The organism is Streptomyces sp. CB03238 (assembly GCF_002099185.1).
In the GTDB taxonomy this organism is placed as follows: Bacteria; Actinomycetota; Actinomycetes; order Streptomycetales; family Streptomycetaceae; genus Streptomyces.
This window is the reverse complement of sequence record NZ_NBCN01000013.1, coordinates 1-20730: the sequence shown is the minus strand read 5'-3', so window position 1 is coordinate 20730 and position 20730 is coordinate 1. Positions and strand designations below refer to the sequence as shown.

Below are 20730 nucleotides of genomic sequence, written 5' to 3'. Positions count from 1 at the left end.
CAGTGGCATGTGCTCATCAATCTGCAGCCACCGCTCTCCGCACCGCTGAACGGACCACTCCCCACCTCCGACACAGGAGCCGCAGGTGTCCCAGCGATTCATACGCAGTCCCCTGCTCAGAGCCGTCCTCGCCGGCGCCGTCGCCACCGCGGCGCTGCTCGGCGTGGCGGCCGAGAGTGCGCCCGCAGCCGAGGCGTACGAGGCCGGGCAATCGCGTCCGGTGTCCGGCGATCGCCCGCACGACGAGGTCGAGCGCCTCGCCACCGCGCCCACGGCCGGACCGAGGCCCGCCCCGGCGCCCGGCGGGCGCGCCACCGCACGCGTACCGGGGCCGCAGACGCCGGCGTACACGTCGGCCGCCGCTCCGTGCGCCCTCGACGAGGTGACAAGCCTCGCGCCGGAGGCGTTCGCCGACTTCCTCGCCGACCCGGCCGTCACCGCCGACGGCTGTCTGCGCGGCCTGATCTGGACCTGGGACGCCCGCCTCGCGCCGGTCATGTCCGACGCGCACGTCCAGGCCGTCTCCCGCCGCATATCCGCCCTCGCCGCCGCCCACGACGGCAAGAACGGTAGCCACCTGCTGGAGATGCTCACCTACCTGCACGCGGTGGCGTACCACGACTTCTCGCGCGGCGAACTCGACGTCACCGACCCGCCCACCACCGAGGCCATGCGCCGCGCCATCCACGCCTTCGGCACGGCGCGCCGCTCCTTCGACGCCACCCGCACCAACGCCGAGTCCCTGCGCGAAGCGCTCTACGCGGGCAGCGCGCCGGGGCTGCGCCACTCCCAACCGGACCTGATACGCAAGGTGCTGGCCACCATGGACCAGTACCACACCACCACCTACAAGGACCCCGCCTGGGGCGGCGCCGCCCTCGCCGCGCTCTCCGTCAACTACCTGGGCGTCTACCCCGGCAACAAGGACACCGCCTTCCACACGCTCGTCGCCCGCAACGCCCCCTACCGCGACGCCTTCCGGAAGTTCTCCACGTACACCCACCTCAAGGGCACGCCCAATGAGTGGGCCGTACGGGACGCCCTCGCCGAGTACGGTCGCTTCGGCCAGATCACGGCCCTGACGTCCAGGATCGTGCCCGACATCGGGGTGCTCCTCGCGCCCGTCGCCCGCGACTTCGGGCGGGGCAGCGCCCCCTGGGCGCGCCTCGCGTCCTGGCTCAACTTCTACGAGGCGTGCGAGCCGTACCGCGTCTGCAAGGACGACATCGAGCGGGAGATCTTCCCCCACGCGTACCGCTACGACAACGCGGCCATCAAGGTCCGCACCGGCCTCGACCGCGCCACCGTCGACCAGCTCTACTACGCGAGCAAGCAGGTCAAGGCGCAGTTCCACCGCGTACTGGGTACGGACCGGCCGCTCGCGGGAGACTCCAACACCGCCCTCACCATCGTCCTGTACGCCTCCCGCGCGGACTACGAGAACTACCACCCGCTCCTGACCGGCATGGATACAGATAACGGCGGTATCTATATCGAGCGCGGCGCGACCTTCTACACGTACCAGCGGCGTGTTCCGCAGGACTCCTCGCTGACGCTGGAGGAGCTGTTCCGGCACGAGTATGTGCACTACCTCAACGGCCGGTTCGCCGTGCCCGGTTACTTCGGTGAAGGCCCCTGGTACCAGGGCGACCGCACCACCGCCATGGACGAGGGGACGGCCGAGTTCTTCGACGGTGCGACCCGTGACGACGGTGTCGCCGTACGCAAGTCCCTCGTCAAGAGCGTCATCACCGACACCGCCAACGGCCGCCCGCGCATGACCGTGGACCAGCTGCTGCACGCCACCTACGAGGGTGACGGCTTCCGCTTCTACGCCTACGCGGGCACGTTCTTCACGTACCTGTGGACCGAACGGCCGGGCGTGCTACGGGAGATGTACCACCACCTGCGCGCCGACGACCCGGCCGCCTTCGACGCCTGGCGCGACCGGCTGGGCCGGGACGCGGTGATCCAGCGGGCGTACGACGCCTTCCTGGACGCGCAGACCGCCAAGGTCGACGAGCTGTTCGTGCCGAACACCCGGTACACACCCAACGACAGGCTGCGGGACGCCACCGCCGAGGCCGTACGCTCCTCCTTCGCGGCGGCGACCGGGGCCGGCCCGTCCTGCACGGACAACAGCGACCCGGGCACGCGGCGGTTCGTCTGCACCGGGCGGGTCACCGCCCGCCTGACCGACGCCGGCAGCGCGGACCGGGTCTTCAGGGACATGTCCGAGACGGTCGACCACTTCCTCCTCGACCGGGCCGCCCCCGCCTCCACCAACCTCGCCGACATGAACTGCGCGTTCGGCGAGGTGGAGATCTGGTCCGACGGTCGGGCCGGGACCTCGGACTATGTGTGCGAGGGGCCGCTGAGGACGTGAACCGGTCCTGCGGGTAAGGGATTTGGCCCCGGACGGCGCTCTGTACAGACGCAGTAACATGTGAAATGTTACTGCCGTGCCCACGAGACACGTGAGTCATGTGCCGGACGCCGTGATCATCGGAGCCGGAGTCGTCGGAGCGGCCTGTGCGTACTACGCCGGCCGAGCCGGCCTCGCCGTCACCGTCGTCGACCGCGGTCCCGTCGCGGGCGGCACCACAGGTGCCGGAGAAGGCAACCTGCTCGTCTCCGACAAGGAGCCGGGCCCGGAGCTCGACCTCGCGCTGCTGTCCACCCGACTGTGGCGTGAACTCGCCGAAACGCTCCCACCGGAGACCGAGTACGAGCCCAAGGGCGGTCTCGTCGTCGCATCCGACGAGGCCGCCCTCACCGCACTGCGGGCCTTCGCCGCGGGGCAGGGAAAGGAGGGCGTCGAGGCGTACGAGATCCCCGGCCACGGGCTCCATGACCTCGAACCGCACCTCGCGCCCGGCCTCGCCGGCGGATTCCACTACCCCGACGACGCCCAGGTACAGCCCGCCATGGCCGCCGCCCAGCTCCTGCGCGCCTCCGGGGCGGACGTGCGGCTCGGTGAAGCGGTCACGGCCGTGCTCACCGACCGGTCCGGCGCCGTCCGGGGCGTACGCACCGCACGCGGCGACCTCCACACCCCCGCCGTCGTCAACGCCACCGGCACCTGGGGCGGAGCGCTGGCCGAACTGGCCGGCGTCCACCTGCCCGTGCTGCCCCGGCGCGGCTTCGTCCTCGTCACCGAACCGCTCCCGCCCCGGCTCGTGCGCCACAAGGTGTACGCGGCCGACTACATCGCCGACGTCGCCAGCGGTTCGGCGGCCCTGCAGTCCTCCGCCGTCTTGGAGGGCACCCCCGCCGGGACGGTCCTGATCGGCGCCACCCGCGAGCGCGTCGGCTTCGACCGGACGCTGTCGACGGAGGCGCTGCGGCGGCTCGCCGCGCAGGCCACGGCCCTGTTCCCGGTCCTGGGCGGCGTACGCGCCATCCGGGCGTACCACGGCTTCCGGCCCTATCTGCCGGACCACCTCCCGGCCATCGGCCCGGACGCGCGCGTGCCGGGCCTTTACCACGCGTGCGGCCACGAGGGCGCGGGCATCGGCCTCGCCCCGGCGACCGGGCGGGTCGTGGCCGACGTACTGCGTGGGGAGCAACCGGCCCTGGACATCCGGCCGTTCCGCCCCGACCGCTTCGACGACACGGACTTCGACGACAGGGACTTCGACGACACCGAAGGAGCCGCCCGATGAAACCCGCGCCGTTCACGCTCACCTTCGACGGGCGCCCCGTCACCGCCGTGCCGGGCCAGTCCGTCGCCGCCGCCCTGTGGGGCGCGGGCATCCTCGCCTGGCGCACCACCCGGCACGGCGGGGCACCACGCGGCGCGTTCTGCGGGATCGGCACCTGCTACGACTGCCTCGCCACCGTCAACGGCCGCCCCAACCAGCGCGCCTGTCTTCTGCCCGCCCGCCCCGGCGACACGGTCACCACCCAGGAGGGAACCGGCCATGACCGCTGACCTGGCCATCGTGGGCGCCGGGCCGGCCGGGCTCGCCGCCGCCGCGACCGCCGCCGGACTCGGCCTTGACGTCACCCTGCTGGACGCGGCGGACAGGCCTGGCGGCCAGATCCACCGCCACCCGGCGGGTGGCCCCGTGCCCCGCGCGGTGTGCCCTCTCGTACGCAAGCTGACCGGTGTGCGCCACCTGCCCACCCACCACGTCTGGACCGTCGTCCCCGACGGCGCCGCTTGGCTCCTGCACGCCGTCGTGGGCCCTGACGAGGTCCCCGCCGCCGTCCGCGCCCGCGCCGTCCTCCTCGCCACTGGCGCGTACGAGCGCCAGCTCCCCTTCCCCGGCTGGACGCTGCCCGGCGTCGTCGGGGCGGGCGGCGCCCAGGCGATGCTCAAGGCCGGGGGCGTCCTCCCCGGCCGCCGTATCGTCGTCGCGGGCAGCGGGCCCCTGCTGCTCGCCGTCGCCACCACACTGGCCGCCGCCGGAGCCCGGGTCCCCGCCCTCGTCGAGGCGGCCGACTACACCGCGTACGCCCGCCACGCCCCCGCCCTCGTACGCAACCCGGCCAAGCTCGCCCAAGGCGCCCTGCACGGCGGCGCCCTCCTCCGCCACAGCACGCGCCTCCTCACCCGCCACGCGGTCACCGCCGCCCACGGCACCACCCGCGTCGAAGCCGTGACCGTCGCGCGGCTCGACGCCGACTGGCGCCCCGTCCCCGGCACCGGCCGCCGCATCCCGTGCGACGCCCTCGCGGTCGGCCACGGCCTCGTCCCGCAGCTGGAGCTCGCCACCGGCCTCGGCTGCGCCACCCGCCGCACGCCCGACGGCACCCCCGCCCTGGACGTCGACGCCCAGCAGCGCACCTCCGTGCCGGGCATCTGGGCCGCCGGCGAGACGTGCGGCGTCGGCGGCGCCGAACTCGCCCGCGTGGAGGGCGAGATCGCCGCCCTCTCCATCGCCGGGCGCCGCCCGCCCGGAGCACTCACCCGCCGCCGCGCCCGGCTCCGCACCTTCGCCGACGGCATGGCCGCAGCCCACCGGCCCGGCCCCGGCTGGACCGACTGGCTGGACGGCGCCACCGAGGTGTGCCGCTGCGAGGAGGTCACCGCCGACCGCGTCCGCCGAGCCGTCACCGACCTGGGCGCCCGGGACACCCGTACCGTCAAGCTGCTCACCCGCGCCGGAATGGGCTGGTGCCAGGGCCGCATGTGCGGACCTGCCGTCGCCCGCCTCGCGGGACAGGACCCGGCGCCCGACCGGCGCCCGCTCTCCTGCCCCGTACCGCTCAGTCAGCTGGCACAACCACCAGGAGCCGAATGATGGACCACCGCATCTCTCCCTGGCACGGCGTCATGGTCGCCACCTCCCTGCCGTTCCGTGACGACCTGACCGTCGACTACGACGCGTACGCCGAACACGTCGCCCGGCTCGTCGCCCGCGGCTGCGACGGCGTCGTCCCCAACGGCTCGCTCGGCGAGTACCAGACCCTGACCGACGACGAGCGGGCCCGTGTCGTCCGCGTCGCCGTCGAGGCGGCGGGCGACGGGGCGCGGGTGATGCCCGGCGTCGCCGCGTACGGCAGCGCCGAGGCCCGCCGGTGGGCCGAGCAGGCGGCGGAGGCGGGCTGCGGGTCCGTCCTGCTGCTGCCGCCCAACGCGTACCGCGCCGACGCCGCTTCCGTACGCGCCCACTACGCCGAGGTGGCGCGCGCCGGCCTCCCTGTCGTCGCGTACAACAACCCCTACGACACCAAGGTCGACCTGACACCCTCGCTGCTCGCGCAGGTGCACGGCGACGGCAGCATCGTCGCCGTCAAGGAGTTCAGCGGCGATGTGCGCCGCGCGTACGAGACCGCCGAACTGGCGCCGGACCTGGACCTGTTGATCGGCGCCGACGACGTGCTGCTGGAGCTGGCGCTCGCTGGTGCCGTGGGCTGGATCGCCGGCTACCCCAACGCCCTGCCCGCCGCGTCCGTCGCCCTCTACCGGGCCGCCGTCGCCCACGACCTGGACACCGCCCTGCCGCTCTACCGGGCCCTGCACCCGCTGCTGCGCTGGGACTCCAAGCCCGAGTTCGTCCAGGCGATCAAGCTGTCCATGGACCTCGCCGGGTACCGGGGCGGGCCGTGCCGCCCGCCCCGTAGCCCGCTCTCCGACGAGCACTCCGCCGTCGTCCGCGCCGCCACCGAGAAGGCGCTCGCGGAAGGACTCGCCTAGCCATGCGGACCCGGCACGTCTACCACGCCGTCGACTCGCACACCGAGGGCATGCCGACCCGCGTCATCACCGGCGGGGTCGGCACCATCCCGGGCGCCACCATGGCCGAGCGGCGCCGGCACGTCATCGACCACCTCGACCACGTACGCACCCTCCTGATGTACGAGCCGCGCGGCCACGCCGCCATGAGCGGCGCCATCCTGCAACCGCCGACCCGGCCCGACGCCGACGTCGGCGTCCTGTTCATCGAGGTGTCCGGGCTGCTGCCCATGTGCGGGCACGGCACCATCGGCGTCGCCACCGTCCTGGTCGAGACCGGCATGGTGCCCGTGACCGAGCCGGTCACCACCGTCCGCCTCGACACCCCCGCCGGACTGGTGAGCGTCGACGTCCGGGTCGAGGACGGGGCCGCGACGTCCGTCACCCTCACCAACGTCCCCGCCTTCTGCGTCGCCCTCGAACGGACGGTCAAGGTGCCCGGCTTCGGCACGGTCACCTATGACCTGGCGTACGGCGGCAACTTCTACGCCTTCGTCGAGCTGAACACTCTCGGGCTCCCTTTCGACCGGTCCCGCAAGGACGACCTGCTCGCCGCCGGGCTCGCCGTCATGGACGCCGTCAACGCCACCGAACGCCCCGTCCACCCCGAGGACCCGTCCTTCGGCGGCGTCAAGCACGTCTACCTCGCCGCCCCCGGCTCCGACGCCGCCCACTCCCGGCACGCCATGGCCATCCACCCCGGCTGGTTCGACCGCTCACCGTGCGGCACCGGCACCTCCGCCCGCATGGCCCAGCTCCACGCGCGCGGTGACCTGCCGCTCGGGCGCGACTTCGTCAACGAGTCGTTCATCGGTACGCGGTTCACGGGGCGGCTCACCGGCGAGACGACGGTCGGCGGCCTGCCCGCCGTCATACCCGCCATCACCGGCCGCGCCTGGATCACCGGGACCGCCCAGTACTTCCTGGACCCCGCCGACCCCTTCCCCGCGGGCTTCCTCCTCTGATCCCCTACGATCCCGACGACCTGCACGGAGGCAGCACCATGGCCGGCCAGCACCTGAAGCACCTGATCACCAGCCAGGAACGCCTGCGCGACCAGGTGGCGAACGCCCTGCGCGCCGCCCTGATCGCCGGTGAGCTGCAACCCGGCGCGGTCTACTCCGCCCCGGCCCTCGCGGCCGACTTCGGCATCTCCGCCACGCCCGTGCGCGAGGCGATGCTCGACCTGGCGCGCGAGGGCCTGGTCGAACCCGTACGCAACAAGGGGTTCAGGATCACCGAGGTCAGCGAACGCGACCTCGACCAGTACACGGAACTGCGCGCCCTGATCGAGGTGCCGACCATCGGCGCCATCACCCGCTCGGCGGACCGCCGGCGGCTGGAGGAGCTGCGCCCGGTCGCCGAGGAGATCGTCACCAGCGCCCGCGACCACGACCTCATCCGCTACCTCGACGCCGACCGCCGCTTCCACCTCTCCCTGCTGGCCCTCTCCGGCAACGACCGCCTCGTCGAAACGGTCGGCGACCTCCGCAAACGCGCCCGCCTCTACGGCCTCACGGCCCTCGCCGAACGCGGCCTGCTCGTCGCCTCCGCCCAGGAACACCACGAGCTGCTCGACACCATGCTCACCGGCGACGCGGCGGCGGCCGAGGCGTGCATGGCCCGGCACCTGGGACATGTGCGCTCGCTGTGGGCCGAGTCCGAGACCGGGCCCGGGTCAGAGTCCGGGGGCGACGACGTCAGCCGTGCCCCCGTACGCTGATGTCCTCGAACTCGACCGTGGCGTCCTCGGTGTACATGCCTACGGCACCCCGGGGGTAGGGGGCGCGGCGGTCGGTGTGGGTGACGATCGGTTCGTCGTCGATGCGGACGGTCATCGTGGTGCCGGTCTGGCGCACCTCGACCGTGTGCCAGGAGTGGATCGGGTACGAGCCGGACCGGGTAGCGAGGAAGCACTGGTTTCCCGGACAGTCGGGGCTGGCCTTGCCCAGCTCCCACCCGTTGGGCTTGAGCACCAGGTAGTAGAAGTGCGTGTCGTCGGTGTGGCGCCAGATGGCCCACGCGGCCTCCCACGGGTTGGGGTGATCCGGTGTGCGCAACTGTTTCACCGTGCGCATCCGCAGGCGGTATGTGAAGTCTTCGTAGGAGTCCTTCGACACCACCATCGCCGCATGCGTCTTGTCGGTCTGCCGGGCCGGCTGGGGCGAGAGCGTGATGGTGCCGCCCTCACCGGTGACGCTGCCGTCGCCGTCGTAGACGACGCGCCAGGGCCCGTGCTCGCTGCCCTCCTGCCAACGGGCCGCTTCGGGATCGGTGTCGCAGGCGGGCAGCAGGAGCGCTGCCAGGAGCAGCAGAGCGGCGCCGGCCCAGGCGCCGGAGGGGCCCCTCACCCGGCCGTGACGACGTCGAGGGGCCGGGCAGGAGCGGGGACACGGCCGAAGTCGTGTGCCAGGGCACCGAGGATCCGCTCCGACGCGTGGCCGTCACCGAAGGGGTTGGGCGCTCCCGCCATGCGCCGGTACAGCACCCGGTCGTCCAGCAGGGCGGTGGCCGCCGCGTGCACCGCACCGGGGTCGGTGCCTACCAGCTTGGCAGCGCCCGCCCGGACCACTTCCGGGCGTTCGGTCGTGTCGCGCAGCACCAGCACCGGCTTGTCGAAACTGGGCGCCTCCTCCTGCACGCCTCCGGAATCGGTGAGGACGAGAGTGGAGTCCGCCATGGTGGCGATGAAGTCGAAGTAGTCGAGCGGTTCGGTCAGGGTGATCCGCGGGTTCGCACCCAGCGCGGGCAGGAGTACGTCTCGTACGGCGGGGCTCTTGTGGAGCGGCACCAGCACCTCGACGTCCGGGCGCTCGGCGAGCCGCAGCAGCGTGTCGGCGAGCGCCCGCATCCGGGCCCCCTGGTTCTCCCGCCGGTGCAGTGTGACGAGCAGGCCCCGGCGTCCGCTGCGGAAGGCGGACCGTCCGTCCGTCCGGTGGTGGGCCCACAGCAGGTTGTCGATGACCGTGTTGCCGGTCACCATGACGGCCGAGGCGGGTACGGCCTCGGCCGTCAGCGCGGCGGCCGCGCGCGGGGTGGGCGCGAAGTGCCAGCGCGCCATCCGGGTGACCAACTGCCGGTTGAGCTCCTCGGGGAACGGGTTGTCGATGACGCCACTGCGCAGCCCCGCCTCCACGTGCGCCACCGGGACGTGTTCGTAGAAGGCCGCGAGGGCCCCGCACAGTGTGCTGCTCGTATCGCCTTGCACCATGACCAGATCGGGCCGTTCCTCGCGGATCAGCTCGCCCAGCCCGCCGATCAGACGGGCGGTGAGCGCGGACAGTTGCTGACGCTCCCGCATCACGGCGAGGTCGTGGCCCACGGTGAGCCCGAGCCGCCGCAGCATCTGCTCGAGCATCTCGCGGTGCTGGCCGGTATTGATCAGCACCGGTTCGAACAGTGGCGAATCCCCCAGTGCCCGGATGACCGGGGCCAGTTTGATGGCCTCGGGCCGCGTGCCGAGAACGACCGCCACGTGCAGCCTGCCGTCTGATGTGGAGCGTACCGAGAGCATACGATCACCGCATTGGGAGCATCTGGTTCATATGGGAAGTGTCGGCGCGTCAGGAGACGGTCTGGCGCTGAGGTTCGACGGGGCGCCGTGGCGGCTCGGGGAGGCGCCGGGTCTTCGCCCACGTGCTGCGGCGCAGCAGTTGCCGGCCGACGGCCAGCCAGCCCACGGGCAGCCAGTGGTAGCAGTAGAAGGTGAACAGCAGGCCGTACCCCACGCTGCGCAGCACACTCGTTCGCGCGGCCCGGCGGTAGGCGTAGGCGCACACGGGTGCCACGCCGAACGAGACGAGGCCCCACACGATCAGGACGATGCCGTAGTTGGCCGTCGCCGTCTCCAGCATCTCCGTCCCGCCGCCTGCCGCCAGGCTGATGAGTGACGCGTAGAAGGCCGCCACCGAGAACGTCGTCAGTAGGACGAGCAGCGGCAGGGTCAGGACGACCAGCAGGTCCACGACGGTCCGCAGGGGAAGCTGTGACGTGAGGATCCGGGGGATCTCCGCGATGCACTGGAGGTGCCCCTGGAACCAGCGGGTGCGCTGGCGAAGGAAGGGCCGCAGCCGGGTCAGGCCCTGCTGCCACACCTGGGTGTGCGGGGTGAACCGGGTGCGCCAGCCGTGGGAGAGAAGGCGTACGCCCAGGTCGAGGTCCTCGGTGAGACAGCGGGTCCAGGGTGCGTTCCCCAGCGCCTCCAGCGCGGAGAGCCGGGTGAACTGACCGTTGCCTCCGAGACCGGCGCTGCCGAGCCTGCTCCGGGCGCGCTGGAAGATTTCCGTGTACGTGACGAACTCGACGTCCTGGAGCCTGGCCAGCAGACCGGCGGCGGCGTTGTGGATCCGCACGGCGATCTGTACGGCGCCGATGTCCGGGTCCCGGAACATCGGGGCCACCACTGACAGCGCGTCGGACCTGATCCGCCCGTCGGCGTCGACGACCACCAGCACGATGTCGTCCCGGCCGTACCCGGTGAAGGCCGGTGTCCGGATCAGCTCCGTGCGGATGTGTCGGTACGCCGCGTTGAGCGCTTCTCCCTTGCCCTGCCTGGCCTGTGGCCGGACGCGTCGCAGCAGCAGGATCCGGGGGTCGGCGAAGCGCTCGACGACCTCGGCGGTCGTATCGTCCGAGCCGTCGTCGACAACGAGGGCGACCCAGTTGCGTTCGGGCAGGGCCAGCAGCCGCTCCAGGCTCGACGCGATCACCAGTTCCTCGTTGAGGCAGGGCAGGACGAACGCGAACAGCAGATGGTCGGCGTTCACGTTCGCGGGTGCTGGGGCGCTCCGGTGGCCCTGCCGGTGCTTGCGGTGCTTGTGTTCCTCCCGCCCCTCCCCGCGCCCGAGGGCGAACATGAAGAGGACGTAGAGCAGGAAGGTGAACAGGACTGCTGATGCGACCAGAGTCATGTCTGTCGTGCCTCTCTGTGGGCGGTCCCCACGCGGGGCCCTTGGGGCGCCCACCAGCGGGCCACCACACCCTCGGCGTCCTTGCCGTGGGCGGAGTAGTCCAGTGAACGGGTCCGGCCGGTCGTGGCGGGCAACTGCTCCCAGACCCACCAGTGGACGCCGGCCCACCACGGCCGGCCGGTGAACGCGCGGAGCAGCGACTCATAACCGGCGGCCTGCTCGGCGGCGTCGGGTGTCGGCGAGACGGTCCACGAGTACGGGGCGGTCACGCCACCGCGCACACTCGTGTAACCGGCTTCGGTGAACAGGATCTGCTTGCCGGTCCCGGCGGCGACTCGCGCCAGCCGGTCACGGACGGGCCCCCATGCCCGGGTGAGCCGCCGTGCGTCGTTGCTCGGCGCATCGCTCAAGGGCCAGTACGCGTCGATTCCGATGAGATCGACCGCGTCCCAGAATCCGACGCTCTCGTACTCGTCGTAGTTCGCCGCGTAGAGCAAGGGGCCTGCGTAGGACTCGCGCGCGCGGGCGACCACCGTGAGCCAGCGGCTCCGGTCGCCGACCGTGCCGGCGAGTTCCGTGCCGACGGCGAAGGCGTCGGCACCGCACCACGCGGCGAGGCGCGCATAGTGGGCGACGAAGTCCCCGTATGCCCTGAACCAGTCGTCGGGGGAGGAGGGACGGATGGTCGCGCGGTCGGTGTCGTCCTCCAGATCGACGTGGGGCTTGAGCAGCACCTTCAGCCCGTGCCGGTGGGCCAGGTAGATCATCCGGGCGACGCCGCTGTCGCCGGCTGTCTCCGAGGTCGTGCGGATGACGTCGGTGCCCTGGTCGTACTGGTACCACGTCGGGTTCAGTTGGACCCAGTTGGCGCCCACGGACGCGATCTGCCGGAGGTAGGCGGGCGCGTGCGGATCCTCGTACCCGTCGGTTTCCCACGTGGGCAGCGCGAAGCCGCGCTGAGCGGGCATCGTGCCGGTCACGGGCTGCCCGCGGCGGGGGGACCGGTGCCCGAAGAAGTCTCGGCCGATGCGGAAGGAGCGCGGGACAGGCATGTCGGCTCATTTCATGATGTCCGACGGACGGACGAAGTCGTAGCCCAGGTCGAGGATGCCCTGCACGATCTCGCGGAGCCCGTCGACGCCCAGGGGCGGGTGGTAGAAGAAGCTGGCCACACCGTCCCGGACGACCAGATTGCGCTTGGCCGCGTCGATGATGTCCTCGGGGTGGATCGGGGGAAGGCCGTTGTGCCCGGTGGACTCGACGTTGCCGAGGTTCTCGGGGATCACCGCCGAGCCGTAGACGTCCCTGACACCGTACGGGTAGAACTGATCGGCCCGCTCCCGCGCGTCGGGGAAGCCGCCACGGACCGAACTCGCGTAGTTCATCGTCTGGTCGTAGCGGTAGCCGAAGCGCTGCCCGACCGCCTCGTAGTCGACCGGCCCGGCCGCGTAGTGGGGGAACTCGAAAATCTGCGGCCGGGGCAGTCCGGCGGCCCGGAACTCCGCGAGTCCTTGGTCGAGGCGCTTTAGCGTCCGCTCCCGCGACATGCCGGGCACCATCCCGTCCGGTATGACGAACTTCTTGGAGTCCTGGTGGGCGAGGAAGAACTCGAAGTCCTCGCCGCTTATCCCGTGGTACGGGTTCTTCAGCGTGCCGAGCTGGTGGGTCACGCCGTGCATGATCACGGTGCCGCCGTGGTCGATCAGGTACCGCAGCGCCTCGACGACCTCCGGGCGGTCCTTGAGGGTGAAGCTCGTCGGCTCGCCCTGGTTGGCCTTGCCGTAGGGGTCGATGTAGATCGGCAGGACGCCGAAGCTGAACGGCACCCCTGCCTGATGGAGGCAGGTACCGATGTCCCGGAGCTGGTCCGGGTCCGCGTTCGGCCCGATGTCCTCCAGCCGGACCAGGGCACGGTGGCGTTCCTGGGTGGCGGGGGCCAGGACATCGAAGAGCAGGTCGCTGAAGGCCAGGTACCGGTTGGTCGCCGTGGTGTAGTTGAACGGGCTCTCGACGATGTACCAGAGGTTCGCCGCCCGCACCGCCCAGGGGGTCCGGCTGCCGTCCGGGCGGTGTGCCTCGGCCAGAACCTTCGCCTTGCCGGGGTCGTCGACGCGCACGGTACGGATGCCGCGGTCGCCCGGCGGGGTCTCGCGGGTCAGGGCGGTGCCGCGGTAGTCGACCTGGTCGACTCCCCTGATGCCGGGGCCCGTCGCGCGGAAGCCGTATCGGCTCTTCCAGAGCCACGGAGCGTGGTCGGCCAGTTGGTCGAGGTTCTCGCCGGCCCAGAACACCGGCACCCGGCTGCTCATCACGTCGTCGAGGAAGGCCGCCGGGATGGGGAACTCCGGTGACGTGCCGAAGTACAGCACGGCCGAGTGCTCGCGCGCCTCGCCCGCCTTGTAGTCCTCGACCGGCTTGACGATCCAGGGCCCGAAGTGCGAGGCGACGTTGGCCGCCTGCTGGGCCGTCAACTGGGCTGTCCAGTCCGCGTCGCGGCCGCCGTCGCCGTCGTAGAGCACCAGGGCGGGCCGCCTGTCCGGCTCCGCCGTGGGCGCGGCTGCCCCGGACACCACTCCGGGCGCCGGGCGCTCGGGAGGCCTGGTCGGGGCGGAGAGGTCGGCGGGGGTGGGGCCCGTCGCGGCCTGCCGAGCCCGTACGGGGCCGGTGGGGTGGCAGTCGATCGGGTCGTCCGCGAACATCGGTGCCACGACGTTCGGCCCGGCCCAGACGCCCGCTGCCAGCACGACCGCCAGACCGAGTGCGACGAGGCTCTGGCTGCCGCGCCTGAGACCGCCGAACCAGCGGCGTGCGCGGTGCCCGCCGGACGCGGCCATCAGGACGAGGAGCAGCAGCGGGTAGGCGATCAGCGCGATCGCGGCCAGGGCGATGAGGTTCGTCGTCATTGCGACGCCCCTGGAGTGATGGGGGGCCGCTGAGGTACGTCACCCGGTGGCTCGGCCGATGCGGGTCCGTCGTCGCAATGCCCTGGTGGGCCGCCTTCGCTGCCGCCCCGGCGGCCTGCCGCGGACGTGCCGGGGGACGTGCGCGTACGGCGGCGGCGGGGCGAGGCGGAGGGGCGGCGCGATGCGCGGCGCTGCGGGGAGGCGGTGAGCGTGACGCGGTCGGAGGCGCGCCGCGCGGGGTGGGCGCCGGGGCCGGTCGTTCCGCCCCGGTGGTGGTGGCCGTGCCGGAGGTCCGCGGGGGGCCAGTCCGTGGCGCGCCGCAGCGGGTGCGGGACGGGGGCTGACGTCCGACTGGTGCGGAGGGACATGGCGAACCTTTCGGGGCGGCCGATGCGGGGCCTGAGCGCCTTCCGGGATCGGGCCCCGGTAACGCTCTGCTGTCCACCCTCATGACTGACGCACGGACCGGTCAAGGAGTATTCGGCGCATATGCACCATTTTTTCTATTCCTTTACGTCCGCGAGTCCGCCGTCCGGGCTCCGCCCTCGCATCTGTGCTGGTCGCAGTGGGCGTCGGCGGCTCGCCCGGCGCCGGCCCGAGGCCGGAAGGCGGTGAGCTCCCATAACGCCGGACGCATACATATCGCGGTGACTGTGTGAGTTGTCCGGCTGTACGCACGGCGTCTACGTTGAAGGCAGCGTGAAACACAACGCCGAGAACAGCGCGCATCGCTCCGCTCGCCGACGTGCCGATCCGCCCCTCCGCGCCCGGACCGCAGTAACGCGCCGGGATCCCTGCGAGACGCGCCAGGACACCTGCGGAGACCGCCATGACCACTCTCGCCGAACAGGCAGTCGGCTCGTTCCGGGACCGGCTCGAAGGCCGGCTCGTCACCCCCGACGACACCGACTACGACCAGGTCCGCTCCATCTGGAACGGGGCCATCGACCACCGCCCCGCCCTGGTGGCGCGCTGCGCGAGCCTCGAGGACCTCGCCACCGCGCTGGGCTTCGCCCGTGAGGAGCACCTGGAGATCTCCGTACGCGGCGGAGGCCACAGCTTCTCCGGGGCGTCCATCTGCCCCGACGGGCTGGTCGTCGACCTCAGCGACATGAACGGGGTCGAGGTGGACCCGGACGCCCGCACCGTCCGCTGCGGCGGGCCACCCTCGCCGAACTGGACGCCGCAACCCAGGTGTACGGCCTCGCTGTCCCGGGCGGCACGGTCAGCCACACCGGTGTCGCCGGCCTGACCCTCGGCGGTGGCATGGGCTGGCTGACCCGCCAACACGGGCTGACCGTCGACAACTTGCTCGCCGCCGACGTGGTCCTCGCCAACGGCAGCGTCGTCCGCGCGAGCGAGGACGAGAACCCCGACCTGTTCTGGGGGCTGCGCGGGGGAGGCGGCAACTTCGGAGTCGTCACCACCTTCACCTTCCGGGCGCACCCGGTCGGCCCGGAGGTCCATGTCGGCCTGTTCTTCTGGGGCATCGGCGACGGCCCCGACGCGCTGCGCCTGATGGGCGACCTGGTCCCGCGACTGCCGCGCGGCACGGGCGCGCTGATGGGCGTCGGCCTGAGCGCCCCGCCGGAACCCTTCGTACCGCAGGAGCACCAGGGAAAGCTCGGCCACGCGCTGATCGTCGCCGGCTTCGGCACGGCCGAGGAGCACGCCGAGGAGCACGCCGAGGCGGTCGCCCCGGTGGCCGACGGGGCCCCACGCTCTTCGAACTGCGCACCCCCATGCCGTTCACCGCGCTCCAGCGCCTGCTCGACGACGCCGCGCCGGTCGGCATCCTGTCGTACGACAAGGGGCTGACGTACGCCGACCTGAACGAGGACGTGATCGGCCTGCTGAGCGAGTACATCCCGCGCAAGACCTCACCGATGTCGTTCTGCCCGACGTTCCACCTGGGCGGGGCGTACACCGACGTCGACGAGGACGCCACCGCCTTCGGTGGCCTGCGCGAGCCCATGTACGTCATGAGCTGCTCCGCCATCAGTCCGGACCCCGAGGTCCTGACCGCCGACACCGCCTGGGCGCGGGCCCTGTGGACGGAACTGACGCCGCACGCCGCGAACATCGGCGGCTATGTGAACTTCATGGTCGAGATCGAGGAGGACCGCGTCCGCCGGTCCTACGGCCCGGAGAAGTACGACCGGCTGACCCGCGTCAAGGCCACGTACGACCCGGAGAACGTCTTCCACCGCAACGCCAACATCCTCCCCGCCGTCGCCCTTTGACGGTCGGCTGTCGCACGACTCCTCCAGGTACCCGCGCGTCGGCGTCCCCGGCCTGCAGGTCCTCCTCACCCCGGCCGGCGATGTCGCGGACCCTCGTGTTCAGCAGCGGATGCTGCTCGTAGCCGTCGTGGTCGGTGGGCCGAGTGATCATCCTCACGCCCCGGGCAAGCTGTCCTCCACCGGAGCCGGAGATCCGGCAGATCCGGTACGCCGAAAGGTACGGAGAAAAAGTCACATAAGGGATTCAGCCGACTGGCGTGGATTCGGAAGTTACTCGTCCGTTTTGACTCCCTGTCGGTGATCTCCAAGACTTCCCCCGACCACCCCGCACCGCGCTCTCGTGGCAGGACCATGACCAGGTCTCTCGTGCGGGGACGCAACAGGGGGAACCGAAAACAGAATGCACACGAGTCGCACCACCTCCGCACGCGTGCGGAGGGTCTTCACGCGTGGGATCGTGGCCGCCACCGCGCTGGCGGCCGTCACCGGCGTCGTGACGCCTGCCGTCGCCGTTGCCGCCGTCGACGCGCCGTCGGACACGGCCGCCCTGGCGGCCGGTGTCGCGACCACCGCGTACGCCGCCGACGGGGCCGCGCCCGAGGCCGCCGGCACCGCCGCGTCCCCCGCCGCGTCCGCGTCCGCCGCGTCCGCCGCCGCCGTCCCTCCCGTCGCCAAGCTCCAGGCCGCGCACAGCGGCCTGTGCCTGACCATCGCCAACGGCAGCCTCCGCAACGGCGCCAACGCGACCCAGGCCACCCGCGCCGACAGCCTCGACTCCCAGGTCTTCGACCTGGTGCCGGTCGGCTCGGGGAACTTCGAGGTGCGGGCCAGGCACAGTGGCAAGTGCCTCGAGGTGGAGAACAGCGGCACCAATGCCGGTGCGGTCGTCCAGCAGTGGTGGTGCGTCGGCGGTACCCAGCAGCGCTGGAAGATGGTCGTGGCCGATGCCACCAAGAAGCTGTACGAACTGCGTCCCACCCACACCGCCGACCGCTGCCTGGACGTCAGGAGCGGCAGCAAGGCCGACGGCGCGGCCGTCCAGCAGTACACCTGCAACAGCACCCTCGCCCAGCGCTGGCGCGTCCAGCCGCTGAAGGTCTGACCTCTCCGCGACACCGCCGAGCTGATCACCTGACCAGTGATCAGCTCGGCGCAAATTCTGTCCGACATTTCTGCTTTGGGGGATCTTGAGTGAGTCGTCAGTGGTGGTTCGCGCAGGCGTTGACGGTCGGCCTCCTGGCCGGCGGAGGCGCGGTCGCGGGTGTCACACCGGCCTGGGCCGAAGCCCCGGCGCCGGCCGCCGTCCCGGCCGGCAGTCCGGCCGATCAGCTCACGCGCACCATGTCCCAGACGGTGGCCGAGGACGCGCGCAGGCGGGTCCTCGTATGGGCGAAGACGCACCCGGCCGCCGAGGTGCGCGTGTCGGCGTGGAACGCGCTGCGCCACGCCCGCGGTGACGAGGCGATCGCGCAATGGCTGGCGCCCGGCGGGGGCTTCGACTACGCCAAGCAGCGGGCCAGGGACACCAGGTCCCGCAACAAGGCGTTCTGCGAACGGGTGGTCCGTACCCACACCGTGGAGTTCTCCCCCGAGGTACGTGCGGCGGCCGGCCGGGCGCTGAAGGGCACGGCCGCCGACCAGGCCGCGTTCGTCAAGTCCGGGTACGCCGAGGCGCAGCGCCGCGACCGGGTGGCGCGGGAGGCCGACGCCCAGCACAGGCGGGACGTCACCGCCAAGGACCGGGACCTCGTACGCACGGTCGCGGCGCACGACCCGGGTGAGCAGGTACGGGTCGCCGCGCAGTGGGCGCTGCGGGACGGCGCGGGCGACGCGGACATCGCCGAGTTCTTCGGCTACGGCTGGCTGACCGGCGCCTCCCTGGACCTGGACGGCCACCGGGCACGCACCGCGGACGCCGAGGCGTCCCGGCACCACGCCCTGTCCCGCCTGACCGGGGAGGCCGTGGCGGCCGAACAGGCCCTGAAGGGCGCGACGGACGCGGCGAAGGCCAGGGCCGAGGCCGAACGCGCCTGGAAGGCGGTGGCCGAGCACGCCGGCGCCGCGCGCAGGGCATGGCTGGCCGAGCAGGCCGCCGCCATGGCGCAGGCCGAGAACTGGAAGAACATCGCCAAGGCCGCCAGGGAATCCGCGGACGGCCTCGGGAAGCACATCAGCGGACCGGCCGAGACCAACCAGGGCCTTTGGACCGGCGAACAGACGGAGGCGGCCGAGGCGGCCGCGTTCTGGCAGGACATGGCCGGCCAGGCTCTGGCCGGCGAGAAGCGAGTGCAGGGCTGACCACCCTCCGCTCGCTCCCGCCTTACGTCCGCATGGGGCGGGGCGGGGACTTTTTACTCATTCGACCAGGGGGGTTATACCCGTGATGGGTGGATTCCGGCCGAGGGCCGGCCGGCCACGTGGTGACGTGGCCGGCAAACTGAAGAAGGCAGTGTCCGCGGCGGTGGCCGTGGCGATCCTGGGTGGAGTGGCGGCGGGCGAAGCCGCCGCCGCGACGCCGGAGCGGGCGACCACGTTCGCCCAGGCGCTGGCGGCCGTGGACGGTGTGGCCGCCTCCTTGCCCAAGCCGGCCACCACGGCGGCGGCCGCACCGCGTTCCGAGCTGGACCGGCTCAGCGCCGAGCAGGACCGGCAACTGGTGGAGGACTTTGCGGAGTTCGACGAGGAGGAGGAAGTCCGCGAGGCCGCCAGGAAGGCCTTGGAGAGCACCGACCCCCACGCGATCCGGCAGTTCCTGGAGCACGGTGAGGCCGAGGCCCGTCAGCGCGCCAAGGCGAAGAAGAACGAGCTCGACGCCAAGAACCGCCGGCAGATCGAGGCGATGCGCGGCACGGGTGGCCCGTACTTCAACGCCGAGGTCGAACGGGTCCTGAAGGGCACCCCGAGGGACCGGGACGACTTCCTGGCGTTCGGCGCCGAGATAGCCCGGCAGCGGGACAAGGCCACCGACCAGAACGCCCAGAAGCGCGCCGAGGAGAACCGCAAGCGCGTACAGATGCTGGCCACCTCCGGCGGACCGGAGGTGAAGAGGGCCGCTCAGGCCGCGCTGGACTCCAACGACAACGCGGTCATCGAGCAGTTCCTGGAAAAGGGCTACCTGGTCGCCGCCCAGAAGGATGCCGACGACCGGGCAGCTCACGAGAAGGCCCAGAAGGAAGCGCTGGAGGCCGCGGAGAGACTGCGGGACCTGGCCCAGAAGGCCGCGCGCGCGGCGGAGGCCCGTACCAAGCTGATCGCCGTCCACGGGGACGCGGTCAAGGCGCTGAAGAACGCCGCCAACGCGATGTCCTCGGCGGCCGCGGCCTCGCGCGAGGCCGACCGGATGCTGGCGGCCGACCGGGCCGGCAAGCGCCTGTCGTCCTACGAACAGGTCAAGGCCGAGGTCGCCCGGCAGGTCGGTTACGCCGACCAGGCGGCCAAGCAGGCCGAGGTGGCGGCCGCGCAGGCCAAGGTGCAGGCCGGGGTGCTGGTGGAGACCGGGCTCACCTACGGCACCCAGTGGGCGGACGTCGCCTCGGGCATCGCGGCCTCGGCGGAGGCGGCCGTCAAGGCGGCCCGGACCGCCCAGCACGCCGTCGACGCCACCGCGGCGGACGCCGCCGGGCTGAACGCCAAGAACCAGGCGCAGCTGCACGAACAGCAGGCCGTGAAGTGGCGGGCCAACGCCGAGGAGCACGCCCGGGCCGGCGCCAGGCTGGCCGAGGCCGCCGACAAGCAGGCGGCGATCGCCGCGGCCGCGGCGGCCAGGACCAAGCAGGCCCGCATCGAGGCCGAGAAGGCCGAGCAGGAGGCCTGGGCACACGCCAAGAAGACCCGCGACGCCCGTATCGAGGCCGAGCACCAGGCGAAGATCGCCGCCGCGCAGCGGGTGATCGCCGAACGGGAGCGCGGCCTGGCCGCCCAGGCACGGGCACGCGCCGAGCGCGAGCGGGACGCCGCGGCGGCGGCCCGGGCACGTGCGGAGGCCGAGGCGCGGACCGCGTCGGCGGCCCGGGCGCAGGCCCAGGCGGCCGCGGCCACCGCGGCTTCGGCACGCGCGCGTGCCGCGGAACACGAAGGGATCGCCGCCAAGGCCGACGAGAACGCCCGAGGCGAGGAGACCAAGGCCCGCGAGGCCAGGAACAAGGCGTACGAGGCCGAGCGGGCACACAACGCCAAGCAGGCCCGGGCCAAGGCGACCGAGGCCATCGCCGCCTCGGCCCGCGGCACGGTGCACGCGGGTGAGGCGAACGCCGCGGCGGAAGCGGCGCGGGCGGACGCCAACACCGCCGGCGCGGCGGCCGGTCAGGCCCGGGGCGCGGCCAACACGGCCAGTGGCGCGGCGGTACGGGCGCGGTCGGCCGCCACGGAAGCCGCGGGCGCGGCCGCCCGGGCACGGGCCGCCGCCGCGGAGGCCACCCCGCACGCCGCGCGGGCCAACGCCGCGGCGAACAAGGCCGAGGCGGCCGCCGCTGCCGCCGACGCGGCGGCGA

The 20730-nt window shown here is 72.5% G+C and carries 18 protein-coding genes; 13 read left to right on the top strand and 5 right to left on the bottom strand.

The genetic code is table 11. The features are described 5' to 3' along the window. Positions 1–85: 85 nt before the first annotated feature. The 7 genes from BKD26_RS23945 to BKD26_RS23915 all read left to right on the top strand — a co-directional run bounded on the left by BKD26_RS23945 (position 86) and on the right by BKD26_RS23915 (position 7907). A complete protein-coding gene (locus BKD26_RS23945; RefSeq protein ID WP_084901805.1) occupies positions 86–2386 on the top strand; it encodes a collagenase in 2301 nt (766 codons plus the stop codon). A gap of 76 nt (positions 2387–2462) precedes the next feature. Beyond that, positions 2463–3665 carry an FAD-dependent oxidoreductase gene (locus BKD26_RS23940; protein ID WP_084901802.1) on the top strand — a complete coding sequence of 401 codons (1203 nt, stop codon included), beginning with the start codon at positions 2463–2465 and terminating at the stop codon, positions 3663–3665. Beyond that, positions 3662–3934: a (2Fe-2S)-binding protein gene (locus BKD26_RS23935; protein ID WP_084901799.1), complete on the top strand. Its 273-nt coding sequence runs from the start codon at positions 3662–3664 to the stop codon at positions 3932–3934. Before BKD26_RS23940 ends, BKD26_RS23935 begins: the two co-directional genes overlap by 4 nt. After that, positions 3924–5249 carry an FAD-dependent oxidoreductase gene (locus BKD26_RS23930; protein ID WP_084901797.1) on the top strand — a complete coding sequence of 442 codons (1326 nt, stop codon included), beginning with the start codon at positions 3924–3926 and terminating at the stop codon, positions 5247–5249. The genes BKD26_RS23935 and BKD26_RS23930 overlap by 11 nt, the downstream gene beginning before the upstream one ends. After that, positions 5246–6145: a dihydrodipicolinate synthase family protein gene (locus tag BKD26_RS23925; protein ID WP_241518800.1), complete on the top strand. Its 900-nt coding sequence runs from the start codon at positions 5246–5248 to the stop codon at positions 6143–6145. Before BKD26_RS23930 ends, BKD26_RS23925 begins: the two co-directional genes overlap by 4 nt. A gap of 2 nt (positions 6146–6147) precedes the next feature. Then, positions 6148–7149, top strand: coding sequence for a proline racemase family protein (locus BKD26_RS23920; RefSeq protein WP_084901791.1), 1002 nt, complete (start codon positions 6148–6150; stop codon positions 7147–7149). A 38-nt stretch (positions 7150–7187) separates the two neighbouring features. After that, the gene (locus BKD26_RS23915; RefSeq protein ID WP_084901788.1) at positions 7188–7907 is read left to right on the top strand and encodes a GntR family transcriptional regulator; all 720 of its coding nucleotides are present in this window, start codon (positions 7188–7190) and stop codon (positions 7905–7907) included. Here BKD26_RS23915 and BKD26_RS23910 read toward each other — a convergent pair. From BKD26_RS23910 to BKD26_RS23890, 5 genes are all read right to left on the bottom strand, one after another. Beyond that, entirely contained in the window at positions 7885–8535 is a 651-nt protein-coding gene (locus BKD26_RS23910; protein ID WP_084901786.1) for a family 16 glycoside hydrolase, read from the bottom strand. The genes BKD26_RS23915 and BKD26_RS23910 overlap by 23 nt on opposite strands. Beyond that, on the bottom strand, positions 8532–9659 hold the full coding sequence (wecB, locus tag BKD26_RS23905; RefSeq protein WP_241518799.1) for a UDP-N-acetylglucosamine 2-epimerase (non-hydrolyzing): 1128 nt from the start codon (positions 9657–9659) through the stop codon (positions 8532–8534). Before wecB ends, BKD26_RS23910 begins: the two co-directional genes overlap by 4 nt. Before the next feature lie 88 nt (positions 9660–9747). Continuing rightward, positions 9748–11094 (bottom strand): glycosyltransferase, encoded by a 1347-nt coding sequence (locus tag BKD26_RS23900; RefSeq protein WP_084901781.1) that lies wholly within the window; start codon positions 11092–11094, stop codon positions 9748–9750. After that, positions 11091–12146: a hypothetical protein gene (locus tag BKD26_RS23895; RefSeq protein WP_084901778.1), complete on the bottom strand. Its 1056-nt coding sequence runs from the start codon at positions 12144–12146 to the stop codon at positions 11091–11093. Before BKD26_RS23895 ends, BKD26_RS23900 begins: the two co-directional genes overlap by 4 nt. A gap of 6 nt (positions 12147–12152) precedes the next feature. Beyond that, the gene (locus tag BKD26_RS23890) at positions 12153–13997 is read right to left on the bottom strand and encodes a polysaccharide deacetylase family protein (RefSeq protein WP_084901776.1); all 1845 of its coding nucleotides are present in this window, start codon (positions 13995–13997) and stop codon (positions 12153–12155) included. An 829-nt stretch (positions 13998–14826) separates the two neighbouring features. Between BKD26_RS23890 and BKD26_RS42085 the strand changes: the two genes are divergently transcribed. From BKD26_RS42085 to BKD26_RS23870, 6 genes are all read left to right on the top strand, one after another. After that, positions 14827–15249: an FAD-dependent oxidoreductase gene (locus tag BKD26_RS42085; protein WP_206603703.1), complete on the top strand. Its 423-nt coding sequence runs from the start codon at positions 14827–14829 to the stop codon at positions 15247–15249. After that, entirely contained in the window at positions 15192–15815 is a 624-nt protein-coding gene (locus tag BKD26_RS42080; RefSeq protein ID WP_206603702.1) for an FAD-binding protein, read from the top strand. Before BKD26_RS42085 ends, BKD26_RS42080 begins: the two co-directional genes overlap by 58 nt. Continuing rightward, positions 15740–16240 (top strand): BBE domain-containing protein, encoded by a 501-nt coding sequence (locus BKD26_RS40885; protein ID WP_206603701.1) that lies wholly within the window; start codon positions 15740–15742, stop codon positions 16238–16240. Before BKD26_RS42080 ends, BKD26_RS40885 begins: the two co-directional genes overlap by 76 nt. 400 nt (positions 16241–16640) lie before the next feature. Next, positions 16641–17342, top strand: coding sequence for an RICIN domain-containing protein (locus tag BKD26_RS23880; protein WP_084901773.1), 702 nt, complete (start codon positions 16641–16643; stop codon positions 17340–17342). Between the two features lie 89 nt (positions 17343–17431). Next, on the top strand, positions 17432–18538 hold the full coding sequence (locus BKD26_RS23875) for a hypothetical protein (RefSeq protein ID WP_241518798.1): 1107 nt from the start codon (positions 17432–17434) through the stop codon (positions 18536–18538). Between the two features lie 127 nt (positions 18539–18665). Next, the coding region (locus BKD26_RS23870) for an ALF repeat-containing protein (protein ID WP_179166664.1) at positions 18666–20730 on the top strand (2065 nt) is incomplete at its 3' end.

Excerpts from the sequence above, each read along its gene's own strand:
- BKD26_RS23935 (WP_084901799.1), top strand. The coding sequence starts at position 3,662 with ATGAAACCCGCGCCGTTCACGCTCACCTTCGACGGGCGCCCCGTCACC.
- BKD26_RS23930 (WP_084901797.1), top strand. The coding sequence starts at position 3,924 with ATGACCGCTGACCTGGCCATCGTGGGCGCCGGGCCGGCCGGGCTCGCC.
- BKD26_RS23925 (WP_241518800.1), top strand. The coding sequence starts at position 5,246 with ATGATGGACCACCGCATCTCTCCCTGGCACGGCGTCATGGTCGCCACC.
- BKD26_RS23920 (WP_084901791.1), top strand. The coding sequence starts at position 6,148 with ATGCGGACCCGGCACGTCTACCACGCCGTCGACTCGCACACCGAGGGC.
- BKD26_RS23915 (WP_084901788.1), top strand. The coding sequence starts at position 7,188 with ATGGCCGGCCAGCACCTGAAGCACCTGATCACCAGCCAGGAACGCCTG.
- BKD26_RS23900 (WP_084901781.1), bottom strand. The coding sequence starts at position 11,094 with ATGACTCTGGTCGCATCAGCAGTCCTGTTCACCTTCCTGCTCTACGTC.
- BKD26_RS23895 (WP_084901778.1), bottom strand. The coding sequence starts at position 12,146 with ATGCCTGTCCCGCGCTCCTTCCGCATCGGCCGAGACTTCTTCGGGCAC.
- BKD26_RS23890 (WP_084901776.1), bottom strand. The coding sequence starts at position 13,997 with ATGACGACGAACCTCATCGCCCTGGCCGCGATCGCGCTGATCGCCTAC.
- BKD26_RS42085 (WP_206603703.1), top strand. The coding sequence starts at position 14,827 with ATGACCACTCTCGCCGAACAGGCAGTCGGCTCGTTCCGGGACCGGCTC.
- BKD26_RS40885 (WP_206603701.1), top strand. The coding sequence starts at position 15,740 with ATGCCGTTCACCGCGCTCCAGCGCCTGCTCGACGACGCCGCGCCGGTC.
- BKD26_RS23880 (WP_084901773.1), top strand. The coding sequence starts at position 16,641 with ATGCACACGAGTCGCACCACCTCCGCACGCGTGCGGAGGGTCTTCACG.